At 59.6% G+C, this 14,997-nt stretch carries 15 protein-coding genes; 11 read left to right on the forward strand and 4 right to left on the reverse strand.

Annotated elements, in window-relative coordinates; genetic code table 11:
• Nucleotides 1–24 precede the first annotated feature (24 nt).
• Together ACQZ63_RS01985 and ACQZ63_RS01990 are read right to left on the reverse strand one after the other, a co-directional pair.
• On the reverse strand, nucleotides 25–1,785 hold the full coding sequence (locus ACQZ63_RS01985; RefSeq protein WP_111795925.1) for a peptidoglycan D,D-transpeptidase FtsI family protein: 1,761 nt from the start codon (nucleotides 1,783–1,785) through the stop codon (nucleotides 25–27).
• 194 nt (nucleotides 1,786–1,979) lie between these two features.
• On the reverse strand, nucleotides 1,980–2,600 hold the full coding sequence (locus tag ACQZ63_RS01990; RefSeq protein ID WP_065688176.1) for an LOG family protein: 621 nt from the start codon (nucleotides 2,598–2,600) through the stop codon (nucleotides 1,980–1,982).
• Nucleotides 2,601–2,756: 156 nt separating this feature from the next.
• On the opposite strand from ACQZ63_RS01990, the gene ACQZ63_RS01995 reads away from it, so the two are divergent.
• The 6 genes from ACQZ63_RS01995 to ACQZ63_RS02020 all read left to right on the forward strand — a co-directional run bounded on the left by ACQZ63_RS01995 (nucleotide 2,757) and on the right by ACQZ63_RS02020 (nucleotide 10,511).
• A complete protein-coding gene (locus ACQZ63_RS01995) occupies nucleotides 2,757–4,760 on the forward strand; it encodes a LysM peptidoglycan-binding domain-containing protein (RefSeq protein ID WP_113555894.1) in 2,004 nt (667 codons plus the stop codon).
• A 109-nt stretch (nucleotides 4,761–4,869) separates the two neighbouring features.
• Nucleotides 4,870–6,756 carry an ABCB family ABC transporter ATP-binding protein/permease gene (locus ACQZ63_RS02000; RefSeq protein WP_019565372.1) on the forward strand — a complete coding sequence of 629 codons (1,887 nt, stop codon included), beginning with the start codon at nucleotides 4,870–4,872 and terminating at the stop codon, nucleotides 6,754–6,756.
• Between the two features lie 125 nt (nucleotides 6,757–6,881).
• Nucleotides 6,882–7,619, forward strand: a complete 738-nt coding sequence (locus tag ACQZ63_RS02005) for a phosphatidylserine decarboxylase (RefSeq protein ID WP_111798971.1) — start codon at nucleotides 6,882–6,884, stop codon at nucleotides 7,617–7,619.
• 23 nt (nucleotides 7,620–7,642) lie between these two features.
• Nucleotides 7,643–8,512 (forward strand): CDP-diacylglycerol--serine O-phosphatidyltransferase, encoded by an 870-nt coding sequence (pssA, locus tag ACQZ63_RS02010; protein WP_003512304.1) that lies wholly within the window; start codon nucleotides 7,643–7,645, stop codon nucleotides 8,510–8,512.
• A 172-nt stretch (nucleotides 8,513–8,684) separates the two neighbouring features.
• Nucleotides 8,685–8,816, forward strand: coding sequence for a hypothetical protein (locus ACQZ63_RS02015; RefSeq protein ID WP_003496883.1), 132 nt, complete (start codon nucleotides 8,685–8,687; stop codon nucleotides 8,814–8,816).
• A 402-nt stretch (nucleotides 8,817–9,218) separates the two neighbouring features.
• Nucleotides 9,219–10,511, forward strand: a complete 1,293-nt coding sequence (locus ACQZ63_RS02020) for a GGDEF domain-containing response regulator (protein ID WP_111789336.1) — start codon at nucleotides 9,219–9,221, stop codon at nucleotides 10,509–10,511.
• 75 nt (nucleotides 10,512–10,586) lie between these two features.
• Here ACQZ63_RS02020 and ACQZ63_RS02025 read toward each other — a convergent pair whose 3' ends face one another.
• Entirely contained in the window at nucleotides 10,587–11,348 is a 762-nt protein-coding gene (locus tag ACQZ63_RS02025; protein ID WP_003512301.1) for an SOS response-associated peptidase, read from the reverse strand.
• A 10-nt stretch (nucleotides 11,349–11,358) separates the two neighbouring features.
• A complete protein-coding gene (locus ACQZ63_RS02030) occupies nucleotides 11,359–11,682 on the reverse strand; it encodes a YnfA family protein (protein ID WP_026330795.1) in 324 nt (107 codons plus the stop codon).
• Between the two features lie 106 nt (nucleotides 11,683–11,788).
• Between ACQZ63_RS02030 and ACQZ63_RS02035 the strand changes: the two genes are divergently transcribed.
• The 5 genes from ACQZ63_RS02035 to ygfZ all read left to right on the forward strand — a co-directional run bounded on the left by ACQZ63_RS02035 (nucleotide 11,789) and on the right by ygfZ (nucleotide 14,996).
• On the forward strand, nucleotides 11,789–12,205 hold the full coding sequence (locus ACQZ63_RS02035) for an NUDIX hydrolase (RefSeq protein WP_111803601.1): 417 nt from the start codon (nucleotides 11,789–11,791) through the stop codon (nucleotides 12,203–12,205).
• Between the two features lie 178 nt (nucleotides 12,206–12,383).
• On the forward strand, nucleotides 12,384–12,824 hold the full coding sequence (locus ACQZ63_RS02040; RefSeq protein WP_111789338.1) for a TIGR02301 family protein: 441 nt from the start codon (nucleotides 12,384–12,386) through the stop codon (nucleotides 12,822–12,824).
• A 105-nt stretch (nucleotides 12,825–12,929) separates the two neighbouring features.
• Nucleotides 12,930–13,187, forward strand: coding sequence for a hypothetical protein (locus ACQZ63_RS02045; RefSeq protein ID WP_003496894.1), 258 nt, complete (start codon nucleotides 12,930–12,932; stop codon nucleotides 13,185–13,187).
• A 14-nt stretch (nucleotides 13,188–13,201) separates the two neighbouring features.
• The gene (locus tag ACQZ63_RS02050) at nucleotides 13,202–13,957 is read left to right on the forward strand and encodes a hypothetical protein (RefSeq protein ID WP_448799077.1); all 756 of its coding nucleotides are present in this window, start codon (nucleotides 13,202–13,204) and stop codon (nucleotides 13,955–13,957) included.
• A gap of 190 nt (nucleotides 13,958–14,147) precedes the next feature.
• The gene (ygfZ, locus tag ACQZ63_RS02055) at nucleotides 14,148–14,996 is read left to right on the forward strand and encodes a CAF17-like 4Fe-4S cluster assembly/insertion protein YgfZ (protein WP_113556025.1); all 849 of its coding nucleotides are present in this window, start codon (nucleotides 14,148–14,150) and stop codon (nucleotides 14,994–14,996) included.
• Nucleotide 14,997 lies beyond the last annotated feature (1 nt).

Genomic DNA, 14,997 nt, shown 5'->3' on the forward strand with positions numbered 1-14,997 from the left:
TATCTGTAACGGGAATGTGGGTCTTCAATAATCGACCAGCAATTGCGGTGTCGCGTCATAACCGAAGCGCGGTTTGACGCCGAGAAGTCCAGCCGTCTGGGTGATGATTTCGCGGGTCATGGGTGCGGCCGTCGAAGCAGCCGTGCGTCCTCCGTTCACGCCGGTCCTGGGGGCGTCGATCATCGTCAGCACGACATATTTTGGCTTGTGCATCGGAAAACCGGCAACGAAGGCGTTGAAATTGATATCCTTGGCATAACGGCCATTGATGACCTTGTCGGCGGTTCCGGTCTTGCCGCCAACGTGAAATCCTTCCACCTGCGCACCCCTGCCCGACCCTTTGATGCCGTTCCAGTTGAAAAGGTAACGCATATCGGCGCTCGTCTTTCCGTTGATGACGGTGCGGGAAAGCACTGCCGCATCCTCTCGGGAACGCGGCAGGAAGGTCGGCGAAATAAGGCTGCCGCCATTGATAAGCGCAGCTGCTGCCACCGCCGTCTGCAAAGGCGTAGTGGCAACGCCATGGCCGAAGGAAATTGTGACGGAATTGATCTTCTTCCATGTTCTCGGCTGGGTTGGCGTGGCAACGCCAGGCATTTCCGTATCCATTCTGGAGAGAAGTCCCAGTTTCGTCAGGAACTGCTGGTGGCCTTCGACCCCGACCTTGTCGGCAACAGCCGCCGTGCCGATATTCGATGAATATTGAAACACTTCCGGGATCGACAGCGGGCGGTTCCGGCCCTTGAAATCCTTGATGGTGAAGCCACCCATGCGGATGGGCCGCGACGCGTCAACCACCGAGTTGAGCGTTATGGCACCTGCATCCAGTCCCATGGCAAGTGTGAAGCTCTTGAAGGTGGATCCCATCTCGAAGGTCGCATTGCTCATGCGGTTGAACCAGCCCTTTTCATACTCCCTGTCGATGCTGCCATCGGCAAGGGTGCGGGAAGGCTCGTTCGGGTCGTAATCCGGCACCGACGCCATGGCCAGCACCTCGCCCGTCTCCACATCCAGTATCACTGAACCGGCAGCCTCCGCCTGATAGGCGGTTTTCGCCTTCAGTACGACCTCACGCACGATGTTCTGCACCCGCAGATCGATCGACAACCTCACCGGCTCCAGCGGTGCACCGCTGGCAAGGCCGGTCGCGCGCAAGTCGGCCAGGCCCTGCTGGTCGAGATAACGTTCCATACCCGCAAGGCCCTGATTGTCGACATTGACGTGGCCGATGATATGGGAGGCTGCGGGGCCACCCGGATAAAAGCGCCGTTTCTCCGGCCGGAAACCGATGCCGGGGATGCCGAGGTTGAGAATATCGGCCTGCTGGCGCGGCGTCAGCTGGCGCCGCAGCCATTGAAAGCCGGTGTCCGAGCGCAATCTGCGGTGCGTCTCGCGCCAGTCGAGATTGGGGATGACGGTTGCGAGCTTCTCGACAACCTCATCCGCGTCCACGACCCGGCGCGGATCCGCATAAAGCGACACCATGTTGAGATCGGTCGCGAGCAGCGTGCCGTTGCGGTCGAGGATATCGGGACGGGAGGCGACTGCTGTAGCGCCGGTATTGATCCATGCGGTCGCAATGGGTTCGGCAAGGCCGTATTGGACCAGTCGCGCCGCAACGACGCCATAGATAACGACAAAGACGGCGATCAATATTCCGAGCCGCTTTTTCGCGTCCACCCGGCGGCGGGCAGCGGAACCGAGGATAGCATCCCTGCCCTGAAACGGACTTCTCTGAATAATAAAATGCGTCCGGCTTTTCAGCCGCACCAAAAAAGCAATCATTCCCCAATGAGCCCCGCTATCATGGCGGCGAAAATCAAATTCCGCGCTCAGCCTACGCCTTGTAGACGCTGGCACAGGATCGGGCGCGGAGCCATGAAAACAGCGGGCGGTGCGATGCCGCAGTCAAATCTCTATTAATATACACTTAAAATTGTAACGAACCGCGAGGCGGCTCGTTAACATTTATTCGATGCCTAGAGACGGGAAATTACCGAAGGGTCGCCGTCCGGGTTCTGCTGCGCAAGCGCCCGGTCGATGATGGCGGGCACGATGTCCTTGACCTCATCGATGACCAACGGGTTCAGAAGATGGGCGCGATGGATGAAACCCTGATCGCGCATATGCTGCACAAGTTCCAGCATCGGGTTCCAGAAGCCGTTGATATTGGCGAAGACAATCGGCTTGGCGTGACGGCCGAGCTGCGCCCAGGTCATGATTTCTACGATCTCTTCCAGCGTGCCGACGCCCCCCGGCAGCGTTACGAAAGCATCCGAGCGCTCAAACATCATATGTTTGCGCTCATGCATGTCCTTGGTGACGATAAGCTCGTTCAATTGTCCGAGAGAATGGCGTGTAGCCTCCATATCGACCAGAAATTCCGGTATGATACCCGTTACTTCGCCGCCGTTGGAAAGAACGCCGCTGGCGACCGCGCCCATGATGCCCTTGGTGCCACCGCCATAGACCAGGCGAATGCCGTTTTCGGCAATGGATTTCCCAAGCGCGCGGCCTGCTTCCATGTGAGCCGGGTCACGTCCGGGCTGGGAGCCGCAATAAACGCAGATGGATCGAATCGCTGTATTTTTGTCCGTCATGATGGGAAGGAACTATGCCGGATGCGACACGTCAAGAAAATTTGGGAAATCCCTTGCAAATATGGCCTTTTACGGCCACGCCGCTTGTCTGGGGCAAGGTAAGACGCTAGCAATCTCAACTCGTGTAAAAAGCTTACAATACCCGGAGATTCCAGGATGAAAAACAATAAAGCCGGTTTGCTGGCACTGATCGTGCTGGGCATCGCGTCCCTGCTCATGATCTTTTTCGTCCTGCCTAGAATTTCCAATGACGGCAAACCCATCGGCGATGCCATCAACGAAGCGGGCAACGCGGTGAAGAACAGCGTTGAAATGGGCAGCGACAAGGCGGGAGACATCCTGTCCGACGCCGCTCAGGAGACCGCCAATATCGCCGACAAGGTCGGGCGCCTCGCGGCTTCCGCAACCCAGTCGATCAAGGATCTGACCACGCTTTTCGCCGATAGCAAGGTTCCGTCCGACGCCGACTTTGCGGCAGCACGCAAGAAGGTCGAGGCATCGCTCAAGGAACTGACCAATATCGAAATTCCAGAGACGCTGGATGAAACGACGTCGCGCCTCATCACCACGGCGCGCACTGCGGCCGAACGCACCACCGCTTTCCTGCGCGGTCTGCCGGATAGTGCAGCGGCGGCGGCGGCACAGGTTCGCCGTCTGGCGGGTGTCTTCACCGGCACCGACGATGGCGCTGCACAGCAGCCCCAACCCGCCGCTCCTGCCGCCGATGCAGCGCAGTCCACATCGGGCGCACCGACCTTCGACGTGCTCCGCGTCGAGCCCGATGGTTCGGCTGTTGTCGCAGGCAAGGCACAGCCCGGCTCCAAGCTTGAAATTCTCAGCAACGGCAAGGTGATCGCGCAGACGACCATCGACGGATCGGGCGATTTCGCCGCCGTTTTTGACAATCCCCTGCCACCGGGCGACCATGAGCTGGTGCTGCGCTCGACCGACGCCAGCGGCAAGGCAACGCAATCCGAAGAAGTCGCAACCGTTTCCGTGCCCAACGGCAAGGCGGGCGAACTCTTGGCAATGGTGTCCAAGCCCGGTGAAGCAAGCCGCGTGCTGGCAATGCCGGAGGCGGCACCTTCAGCACTCCAGCCCCCGCAAGCCGCGCAACCGGGTCAGTCGGCAACAGCTGCCGCCACCACGACGCCCGCGCCTGCCGCTGGTACCCCGGCCCCGTCCGCTGCCGCCGCTCCGTTGACTTCGACAGTTCAGGTAACCGCCGTCGAATTCGAAGGCTCGAAGATTTTCGTTGCGGGTTCCGCGCCTGCCGCTTCGAGCGTGCGCGCGCTGGTCGATGACAAGGAAATCGGCAAAAGCACCACGGAGGCCTCCGGCCATTTCGTCATCGAGGGCAATGTCGATCTTTCCGTCGGCAGCCATATCATCACTGTCGAAGAGCTGAATGCCGACGGCACGGTGAAGGTCCGCGTGCGCGTTCCATTCGAGCGCCCGCAGACCGACCAGGCAACCGTCGCCATGCAGGCACCGTCCGCAACGCCTTCCGCCGCCACGACGACCGCGCCCTCTGAAAACCAGAGCACGGCAAGCGACCGCGCTGCCTTCGAAAAGCTGCGCACGGATGTCGCCAAGGCCTTCGGCATTCTGTCCAATCTCTACAAGGATCAGGCCACACCGGCGCTCGACCAAGCCATTGCCGGCCGCTCCGCCGTGGTGATCGGCCTCAAGTCGCTCTCCGAGTTCCGCACTGCCGCAGGCACCGCGCCGTCCTTTACCGCCTTTGCCGGCGATATCGCCGCCAAGGCACGTCAGCTGCTGACATCGGTAGAGGCATGGCCGAACGACGTTGCCGGGATCGGCAAGGGCATCGCCACGCTGGCAAGCCGCCTTGCCGACCTCCACATCATCGCGCCGCCCGCACCTGCACCGCAGGCGCCCGCCGGTCCGCAGACCTTCGAGCAGCCGCCGCTTGCCGAAAGCCAGAACAGCGTCATCATCCGCCGCGGCGATACGCTGTGGCAGATTTCCCGCCGCGTTTACGGACAGGGCGTGCGTTACACCACGATCTACCTCGCCAACGAGGATCAGATCAAAAATCCTGACCTGATCGAGCCCGGCCAGATTTTCGGTGTGCCGGAGAAGGCACTGCCGAATGCGGAAGAACTTCATCGCAAGCGTCTGAAGAGCGGTTCCTGATCGTTCAAGACATTGCGGTGACCCCGCAACAACCCTACCTGTGACAAGCACGGCGGCTTTCCAGAGCCGCCGCCCTGCTGTCGGCTTCCGGCAGTGCCCGGAGCAAATGATGGCCACCAAGAAAAAAACCATTTCGGCGGATTCCAGCAATCCCACGCAGACCCTCATCAACCTCTGGCCCTACATGTGGCCGGAAGGCCGCCTTGACCTGAAAATGCGGGTAATCTGGGCGACGGCGTTTCTCGTTGTCGCCAAGCTGGTGCTGATCCTCGTTCCCTATTTCTTCAAATGGGCAACGGATGCGCTGAACGGCAAGCTGGACATGGTCGGGCTGGTTCCGGCCTTCCTGCTCGGTGCTGTCGCGCTTGTCATCGCCTATAATCTGACGCGGCTAATACAGGTCGGGCTCAACCAGCTGCGCGATTCGCTGTTTGCCAGCGTCGGCCAGCATGCCGTGCGCCAGCTCGCCTATAGAACCTTCGTGCACATGCACCGGCTTTCCCTGCGCTTCCATCTGGAGCGCAAGACCGGCGGGCTTTCACGGGTTATCGAGCGTGGGACCAAGGGCATCGAAACCATTGTCCGTTTCACCATTCTCAACACCGCACCGACCTTCATCGAATTCCTGCTGACGGCGATCATTTTCTGGACCTCCTACGGCTTTTCCTATGTGCTGGTCACGGTTGTCACCGTCTGGGCCTATATCTGGTTCACCGTGCGGGCCAGCAACTGGCGCATCTCCATTCGCCGCGCCATGAACGACAGCGATACCGACGCCAACACCAAGGCGATCGATTCACTTTTGAACTTCGAAACCGTCAAATATTTCGGCAATGAGGAGATGGAGGCGAAGCGCTTTGACGTCGCCATGGAGCGTTACGAAAAATCGGCGATCTCGATATGGACGTCGCTCGGCTGGCTGAACTTCGGCCAGGGCGTGATCTTCGGCATCGGCTCCACTGTCATGATGGTGATGTCGGCGATGGCCGTGCAACGCGGCGAGCAGACCATCGGCGATTTCGTGTTCATCAACGCGCTCCTGCTGCAGCTTTCGGTACCGCTGAACTTCATCGGTTTCGTCTATCGTGAAATTCGCCAGGGATTGACCGACATCGAACAGATGTTCGAACTTCTCGAGGTCGAGGCCGAGGTTACCGACAGGGCGGATGCGAAGCCGCTTGTGGCCGGACCGGGTGCCATCTCCTTCCGCGACGTGCATTTCGCCTACGATCCGGAAAGACCGATCCTGAAGGGCATTTCCTTCGATGTGCCTGCGGGCAAGACGGTGGCGATCGTCGGTCCTTCGGGTGCCGGAAAATCGACGATCTCGCGGTTGCTTTATCGTTTCTACGATATTCAGGAAGGCGCCGTCACCATCGACGGGCAGGACATTCGCCACGTGACGCAAAAGAGCCTGCGCTCGATGATCGGCATGGTGCCGCAGGATACCGTGCTGTTCAACGATACGCTCGCCTACAACATCCGTTACGGACGCCCTTCGGCAACGACCGAGGAGGTCACGGCAGCGGCGGATGCGGCCCAGATCAGCGCTTTCATCGGCAAACTGCCGGAGGGTTACGCCACCATGGTTGGCGAACGGGGCTTGAAACTTTCCGGCGGCGAAAAGCAGCGCGTGGCGATTGCGCGAACCATTCTGAAAGCGCCGCCGATCCTCATTCTCGATGAAGCGACCTCTGCGCTGGACACCCATACGGAACAGGAAATCCAGAGCGCGCTTGATATCGTTTCGAAAAACCGCACGACGCTGGTCATCGCCCACCGCCTCTCCACCGTCATCAGCGCTGATGAAATCATCGTGCTGAAGGAAGGTTTGATCGCCGAGCGCGGAACCCACGCCTCGCTGATGGCACAGAACGGGCTTTATGCCTCGATGTGGAGCCGCCAGCGCGAAGCCATTCGCGCAGAGGAAATGCTGCGCCATGTTCGCGAAACCGACGATCTTGGCGTTGTTGACCGCGGCGAACCCGCGCATTGACGGGCATAAACCCCTGACAACAGGGCGGCACACCAACCGGACCATTGCCGGGCGGGGAGTTTGGCTGTAACCAGCTAAGCGAACTTTGTCGCATGCCCGTATGGATGATGTCGTATCACGACCATATGCAGACGCGGCAGGCGAAAACCGGAGCAAGGAAACCTATGAATCTGTTCGACACCATTCGCAACACCATCGTACCGATCCACAAGGAAGGCTACGTCTTCGTGGCCGCCTTCTTCGTCGCATCGCTGGTGCTCGGCTGGATATCCGAACCGCTGTTCTGGGTCGGTCTGGTGCTGACGGCCTGGTGCGCCTACTTCTTCCGCGACCCCGAGCGCGTGACGCCGCAGGATGACGACCTGATCATCAGCCCTGCCGATGGCAAGGTGTCCGCCATCCAGACCGTCGTTCCGCCACTGGAGCTGGAACTCGGCAAGGAGCCGATGGTGCGCATTTCGGTGTTCATGAACGTGTTCAACTGCCATGTGAACCGCGCGCCCGTGCGCGGCCGTATCGTCAATGTCGCCTACCGCCCCGGCCTCTTCCTCAATGCGGAAGTGGACAAGGCCTCCGAAGACAATGAGCGCAACGGCCTCGTCATCGAGACAGCGCATGGCAAGGTTGGCGTGGTGCAGATTGCCGGCATGGTCGCCCGCCGTATCGTCTGCTGGGTCAAGCCGAATGAACCAGTTGATGCCGGCGAGCGTTTCGGTCTTATCCGTTTCGGTTCGCGCCTCGATATCTTCCTTCCCGAAGGTTTTCAGCCGCGCGTTTCGGTGGGCCAGACGGCAATTGCCGGCGAAACGGTTCTGGCCGAGTTCGGCTCCGCCAAGGGTCCGGTCCTTAGCCGTCGCGGCTGACGAAAACAGGAAGGGCATGCGCCATGGAAACGCCGATCTCGGAGCCGCAACAGAACGGAAAACATGAGGGCCGCAACGACAGCGGCCGTGGGCCGCGCCTGAGGGAAATTCCCTTTCGCCTCGTGATACCCAACCTCATCACCGTTCTGGCCATCTGCGCGGGCCTGAGCGGCGTGCGCCTCGCCATTGAAGGCCGGTTCGAGCTGGCCGTGGGCATGGTGCTGCTTGCCGCCTTCCTCGACGGCATCGACGGGCGCATCGCCCGGATGATGAAGGCGACATCCAAATTCGGCGAACAGATGGATAGTCTGGCCGACATCGTCAATTTCGGCGTCGCCCCTGCCCTCGTCGTCTATATCTATATGCTCGATCAGGCGCGTTCGATAGGCTGGATCGCCGCCCTCATCTACGTGATTGCCGCAGGCCTTCGTCTGGCGCGCTTCAACGTCATGATCGAGCGCCCGGTGAAGGCGCCGTGGCAGAACGAATTTTTCGTGGGCGTTCCGGCGCCGATGGGCGCCATGCTGGTGCTCCTGCCTGTTTATCTCGGCTTCCTTGGTGTCGAGCCAGGCAAGCCCTTCGCCTATATCGCCGCCGCCTACACCGTGTTGATCGGTTATCTTCTCATCAGCCGCCTGCCGGTCTGGTCGGGGAAGTCAGGTACCAGCCGCATTCGCCGCGATCTGGTGTTGCCGATGATCCTCGTCGTCGTTCTTTACGTCGCGATGCTGATGAGCTTCACCTGGGAGGTACTGGTTCTGACGGTTGCTGCCTATCTCGTGTTCATCCCCATCAGCGCTCGCCTCTGGCACCGCCGTTATGGCACGCTGACGATTGAGGAAGACGCGCATGACGATGCCAATGGCGGCAACGGCCTCGATCGCGGTATTTGAAACCGCAGGTATTATTTTTCTCCGACGAACCGTCGTTTGATGTGACACAAAATGTCGCAGCCCGAAAAGCGGGCTTCGCTTTCTTTCGCCTCGAATCCGTCAAGATTACCCACGAGAGAAGTAGCTCACACGCATCGAAACGGCGATTGACGTGAATTGTGGAGAAAGAGAAATGACGAACGAGACGAAGGCACAGCCGCAGGCGAAGCCCGACCTCAACAGCCACTACCGACCGCTCGGACTGAAGGCCGTTGCGGCCGCAGCCCTGATGCTGAAGCGCAAGCCTGCCGCCAAAACCGCTTGAAAAAATTCGCTTTTCTTGAAAGCACAGCATCCACGGCCTCGCAGACTTTGCGATGGTAACGGTCAATCCGAAAAAACACCCGGTTAAATGTGCGGCGCTAATATTAGCGCCGTCTCCGTTTGTACGGCCCCCATCAAGAACCGCATAACCGGCCTGTTTTATAAAACTTCCCGATCTGTAACGAAGCTGCAACCAAAACGAAGTAAAGTATTCGACTTCCACGGGACGACTGTACGGATAGTCTCGCATCGACTACTGAGCATCAAAAAAATTTCTACTTTAGCGATTCTTCCTGCTACAGCGAACAAGGCCGATTTTCGATGCCGTTGACAGGCGGTATCGGACCAATTCGGATGTTGCGGGAAAACCAACGAAGACGGGCCATGGGGGGCTTCATACGGCATGCAGGATAAAATCCTTCTGATTGAAGATTCCGTTGCTCTTTCCATGCTGCTGAAGTCGCGGCTTTCGGAGGAAACGTCAGCCGAAGTGATCCATTGTGACAGCATGGCGCAGGCCGATATTCTGCTGCGCGCCCATGATTTCACGCTGGCACTCACCGGTCTCAATCTGCCCGATGCGCCGAAGGGTGAAATTCTCGCACTTCTTGCCGACCACAAGGTGCCGGCGATCGTCTTCACCGCCACGGTGGATGAGGAGGCGCGCAAGCGCTACGCCGAAAAGAAAATAATCGACTACATCGTCAAGGATGGCCATCGCACCGTTGATGCCGTGGTGAAAACGGTCGACCGGATTTTGACCAACAGACTGTTTTCCGTGCTGGTGGTAGATGACGTGCGGACGGCGCGTTCCGGCCTCGTGGAAATCCTCGAACGGCAGAATTTCAGGGTCAGCGAAGCCCATTCGGGCAAGCAGGCGCTGGAAATCCTGTCGCAGGACCCATCGATTCAGCTCGTCATCACCGATTATCATATGCCTGACATGGACGGCTACGAGCTGACGCGCCGCATCCGCGACAGCCGTTCCTCGGAAGACCTGCGGGTCATCGGCATCTCGTCCTCCACGGACCGGCTGCTTTCGGCAAGCTTCCTCAAGGCCGGAGCATCGGATTTCGTCTACCGCCCCTTCGTGCCGGAAGAATTGCAGTGCCGCATCGACAACAATATCGAAACGCTGAAACAGCTGAAACGGCTGCGTGAACTGGCAGAGCGGGATCATCTTACCGGATTGCCGAACCGCCGCTCCTTCTTCGAGCGTACGCGGGCGCTGATGGACGTCATCAACGACAATGACGAGAACGGCGCAGTCGCCATTCTCGACATCGACCATTTCAAGAAGATCAACGACACACTGGGGCATGATGCCGGCGACAGGGCGCTGAAGAAGCTTGCCGAACTGCTGCACGACATGTGCCATGAGCAGCGCCACATTCCCGCGCGCCTTGGCGGCGAGGAATTCGCCGTGTTCCTGCGTGGGCTCAATGCGCATGCCGCCTATCAATTCTGCGAGGAGCTGCGCGGCGCCGTCGAAAAGAACGGCCGCCAGCTGAGCGGCAGCAGCCTGGCGCTGACGATTTCGCTCGGTGTCGTGGAAATCGAAAAGGGCGAACCCTTCGACAATCAGCTCAATGCCGCAGACCAGCTGCTCTACCTCGCCAAGGCGAACGGCCGCAACCGCGTCTATTCCGATATCATGATCCAGGAAGGCCTGCAGAAAATCGGGCGAAACGGGTAAGACGGACGCAGGATGGGCAACTGTGGAGTGACCGGGTCGATCCGCGATGACCAGCCTCGAATGCCAGCAAGCACATCAGAACAATGACATCTGGCCATCATCCTTAGGTAGCCTCATTTTCGCGAGCGGCGCGCTTTCCGGCACCGGCTCGATAAGGTCAGCGCCGACATTGGCGACCTTGTTGACCTTGTCCGATACCGGGATCATCTCGAAAAAATCATCCTGAACCGGGCGCATCAGGTCGGCCACCTCGCGCGGTTCCTGCGTCTTGCAATCCAGCCAGCGGCTGAAATCCTCTGGCGCGATTACCACCGGCATACGGTCGTGAATGCGGCCGATCGCGGCGTTGGCAGCAGTGGTTAGGATGGCGCCGGTATCGACCTCGGACCCGTCAGCGGAAGACCACGTCTCCATGAGGCCGGCAAAGGCGACGATGCCGCCGTTCTTCGGGCGGATGAAATAGGGCTGCGGCTTGCCGCCCTCCTCCTTCGGCGGGCGCCGCCATTCGTAAAAGCCGGTGGCAGGCACCAGCACGCGGCGATGGCGCATGGCAGCTCGAAAGGATGCCTTGCCGATGGCCGTTTCCGAACGCGCATTGATGAGCAGGGGGAAATCCTTCGGGTCCTTGACCCAGCCGGGCAGAAAACCCCAGCGCACCAGCATGGCCCGACGGTTGGGCAGGTTACTGCCGCGCTCCTGCCGTTCACCCTCCAGCACGATCAGGATCGGCTGTGTGGGCGCGATGTTGAAACGGGCGGGAAAATCTTCAAGGCCGATCAGGTCGAGATAATCGGCAATCTCTTCCGGTGTCGCTTTGAGCACGAAACGTCCGCACATTGTCTGCTCCTCAGGCCCGGGGACCGAATAAAATGATAGCCGTGCCCGCGAGGCAGACGGCACCGCCGGCGATATCCCATCTATCCGGTACTTGCCCCTCAACGCCCCAGAGCCAGAGAAGCGATGCGGCAATGTAAATCCCGCCATAGGCAGCATAGGCCCTGCCCGCGGTCTCGGTCGGCACAAGCGTCAAAGCCCAGGCGAAAGCGGCGAGCGCCAGCATTCCTGGAAGCAATATCCAGCCTGTCTTGCCAAGCTTCAGCCACGCCCAGAAGGAAAAGCAACCGGCGATTTCCGCAACAGCCGCCAGGGCATAAATAAGATAGACCTTCATTCCACCGTCTTCTGCGTGCACAATCGATCCGATTCCCGAATATACCATCGGTATTCCCGGACCAATATAGACAGGCCCAAGACGGCTGAAACAAGCGAAACCATTCATGACCCTTCGTATCAAGCCCCGCCCCGCCTCCTCCGCCATCGTCCGGAATGGAGATCGGCTGCTGCTCGTGCGCCGTATAAATCCGCCGTCGAAAGACATGTTCGCATTTCCGGGCGGGCGCGGCGAAGAGGGTGAAACGCCAGCCGAGACGGCGCTGCGCGAACTTCAGGAGGAAACCGGTATCGTCGCGCGTAAACCGCAGCTGTTTGCGACCTATGACCTGCCGTCGCGCGACCCCGAAGGTGCGCTGACGAGCCACTATTTCCTCTCCGTCTTTACCGTGGAAACGGATGCGGACCCGGTGGTGACGGCGGCCGACGACGCGGCGGATGCAGGCTGGTTCACATTGTCGGAAATCCGCCGGTTGCCGGCACCGGAAAGCGTCGTCGAATGCGCCGAGCGGCTGCTTGGATGATTGCCAGCCAGCCAGAATCGCTATTATCTAGAGGATGTCGCGCAACACTGTGCAGCAGTTTTGCGATAACGACATGATATAGACCTAAAGCTGACGGGGCGGTCTGAAAGACCGCGATGGCTTTAGGACCAATCCGCCCGCCGGGTGTTCACGAGTATGTGTGGGGCAGAATAAAATTTTGATACGGCCAACCATTTTCCTGTCTTTTTTCCTGACCATTCTTGCACCCGCCGGGCAAGACGGCGTCGCTCATGCGCAGCCTTCGAAGGCTGCTTCCAGTGAGGTTCGCCCGCCGGAAGCACAACCGCCCAAACCCGCTCCCTATGACGACAGGCTGGCACGGCTGTCGGAGATATTGGGGGCGGTGCAGTATCTTAGAACCCTGTGCCCTTCCTCCGGTCCGGAGGACTGGCGCAAATCGATGAGCGATCTTCTGGCGGCCGATACGGCCAACGAACCTGAAAGGCGCCAGCGCATGACGGCTGCATTCAACCGTGGATATCGTTCCTTTGCGGCCATCCACAGCAGTTGCACACGCGCCGCCGTCATGGCAGAAGAGGGCTACCGTAACGAAGGGGCAACACTCGCCCAGGAAATTGCGTCCAGGTTCGGAAATTAGCGGATTGTTAACCTCTTTTCGCCGCAGCCCGTGCCGTTTTGATAAAAGGCTGCTAGTGTTGTTAACAGGGTGGTAAGGACTTGCCCGCCCTGTCGAGGATGAAAAATGCAGACGAGCCGTAACGAAATCGACGACATGATCGTGCATGAAAAGATGCAGGTCGCTCTGGAACACCAGAACGAGGCATGGGCTGACGGCATGGCCGACGGCATCGAGCCGGAGATCATCGCCGATGCCGCAATCGCTCTGGCCATGCGCGAAACCATCCGTATGCACGGCGAAGCCGGTGCTGAAGCAATGCTGGAATCGCTGCGCCAGCGCATGCTTGAAGGCGAATTTTCCCCGCAGCGCGTGATACAGTAAAGTCGGGGTCTGTCATGTCTTGCCTGAGCAAGGGGCTTTTGCGCTCTTCCGCCATGCTGTCCATCTTGGCTGCCTTGACCGCCGGGTCCATTGGCTTGCCCAGCCGCGCCTTTGCGCTTTCCGAGCTGAAACCCGCACAAAATACCGAAGGCGAGCCGCAAACCCAAAGTGGCGAACAGCCGCAACGGCCCCAGGCTCCTGAGCCCGACGAGATCGAAGGTGATTCGGACGGCATTCCCCTGGTCGACCGTTCCGCCGGTCAATCGACCCAGCAACCGGCCAAGCCGGGCAACACGCCGGAAATGTCGGTCGTTATCGAGCATGATATTTCAAAGGCGCCGGAAGCTGTGCGCAAGCTTCGCCAGCAGATCATCGACGCCGCCTCTTCGGGCGATATCGAAAAACTGCGGCCTTTCATCGCCGCCAGCGACAAGCAGTTCCGTATCGACGGCAATGACAGCGACGACCCGATAGCTGCGCTGAAAAGCTATTCCGGCGATCCGGACGGTCTGGAAGTGCTGGCGATCATCATCGATCTGCTTTCCACGGGTTATGCCCATGTCGACGCCGGCACCCCGGATGAAGCCTATGTTTTCCCCTATTTCTCCGGAAAGCCGCTCAATACGCTGACCGCGCCGGAAAAGGTCGAGCTGCTGCGCATCATCACGGCGGGCGATCTGGCTGATATGCAGGAATACGGTAATTACAGCTTTTACCGCATCGGCATTTCGCCCGATGGCAAGTGGAAGTTCTTCACCGCCGGCGATTGATCGCGCGGCGGTGCTTGCCGTTCTTTTGCAAAAATCCTAACTGTGCGGCATGAGCAATTCAGCAGAAGCGCGTCGCGGTTCTGCAAATGGAACTGCGCGAAAACAAAAAGAGAGCATTTCGGCAGATTGCCTCGGGCAGCCCTCAGCGACCCTGGCCGGAAATGCTTTCGATGAACCGAACGGTGATGCCATGCCTTCCGCCTTTCTTGCCGACCGCCGCCTGATTAGAGTTTCCGGCACGGGTGCCGAAGAGTTTCTGAACAATCTGATCACGGCCGATGTTGAAAACCTGCCGCAAGGCGAGGCGCGCGCCTCGGCACTTCTGACGCCGCAGGGCAAGATCCTGTTCGATTTCCTGATCGCGCGCGATGGGCCGGATTATCTGATCGAATCGGGCGCTGCCGAACAGGATGCGCTGCTGCGCCGCCTGACCATGTACAAGCTTCGCGCGCCCGTCGATCTCAAGGCCGAACCGATAGAAGGTGTCAGCGTTTTCTGGAGCGAAAGCGTGCCGGAGGCGGGCGCGAAGGACGGCCGTTTCGACAAGGCCGGCATCAATCTGTTCCGCGTGCCGGGTGCTTCAGCCTCTGGCGACATAACGGCATATGATGCCCTGCGCATTGAGCACGGAATTGCCGAATCCGGCCGGGATTACGCGTTGCAGGATGCTTTTCCGCATGATGTGCTGATGGATGTGAATGACGGCGTCTCGTTCAAAAAGGGTTGCTTCGTCGGTCAGGAAGTCGTCTCGCGCATGAAACATCGCGGCACGGCAAGACGGCGGGTCGTCACCGTTTCGGCTGAAAGCGCGCTTCCCGCAACCGGAACCGAAATCACCGTCAATGGAAAACCGGTCGGGGCGCTTGGAACCGTTTGCGGCAACACGGGACTTGCCATCGTGCGGACAGACCGCGTTGCCGATGCGCTCGCCTCCGCCACGCCGCTCATTGCCGAGAATGTTCCCGTGACTGTGGCCTTGCCGGCCTGGAGCGGCATCTCCTTCCCCGTCGTCGATCCTGCGGTACAGGCGGAGGAATAGG

The organism is Agrobacterium sp. CG160-95 (genome assembly GCF_053521725.1).

Coding starts and splice junctions, on each gene's coding strand:
- ACQZ63_RS01985 (WP_111795925.1), bottom strand. CDS start 1,785: ATGATTGCTTTTTTGGTGCGGCTGAAAAGCCGGACGCATTTTATTATT.
- ACQZ63_RS01990 (WP_065688176.1), bottom strand. CDS start 2,600: ATGACGGACAAAAATACAGCGATTCGATCCATCTGCGTTTATTGCGGC.
- ACQZ63_RS01995 (WP_113555894.1), top strand. CDS start 2,757: ATGAAAAACAATAAAGCCGGTTTGCTGGCACTGATCGTGCTGGGCATC.
- ACQZ63_RS02000 (WP_019565372.1), top strand. CDS start 4,870: ATGGCCACCAAGAAAAAAACCATTTCGGCGGATTCCAGCAATCCCACG.
- ACQZ63_RS02005 (WP_111798971.1), top strand. CDS start 6,882: ATGCAGACGCGGCAGGCGAAAACCGGAGCAAGGAAACCTATGAATCTG.
- pssA (WP_003512304.1), top strand. CDS start 7,643: ATGGAAACGCCGATCTCGGAGCCGCAACAGAACGGAAAACATGAGGGC.
- ACQZ63_RS02015 (WP_003496883.1), top strand. CDS start 8,685: ATGACGAACGAGACGAAGGCACAGCCGCAGGCGAAGCCCGACCTCAAC.
- ACQZ63_RS02020 (WP_111789336.1), top strand. CDS start 9,219: ATGCAGGATAAAATCCTTCTGATTGAAGATTCCGTTGCTCTTTCCATG.
- ACQZ63_RS02025 (WP_003512301.1), bottom strand. CDS start 11,348: ATGTGCGGACGTTTCGTGCTCAAAGCGACACCGGAAGAGATTGCCGAT.
- ACQZ63_RS02030 (WP_026330795.1), bottom strand. CDS start 11,682: ATGAAGGTCTATCTTATTTATGCCCTGGCGGCTGTTGCGGAAATCGCC.
- ACQZ63_RS02035 (WP_111803601.1), top strand. CDS start 11,789: ATGACCCTTCGTATCAAGCCCCGCCCCGCCTCCTCCGCCATCGTCCGG.
- ACQZ63_RS02045 (WP_003496894.1), top strand. CDS start 12,930: ATGCAGACGAGCCGTAACGAAATCGACGACATGATCGTGCATGAAAAG.
- ACQZ63_RS02050 (WP_448799077.1), top strand. CDS start 13,202: ATGTCTTGCCTGAGCAAGGGGCTTTTGCGCTCTTCCGCCATGCTGTCC.
- ygfZ (WP_113556025.1), top strand. CDS start 14,148: ATGCCTTCCGCCTTTCTTGCCGACCGCCGCCTGATTAGAGTTTCCGGC.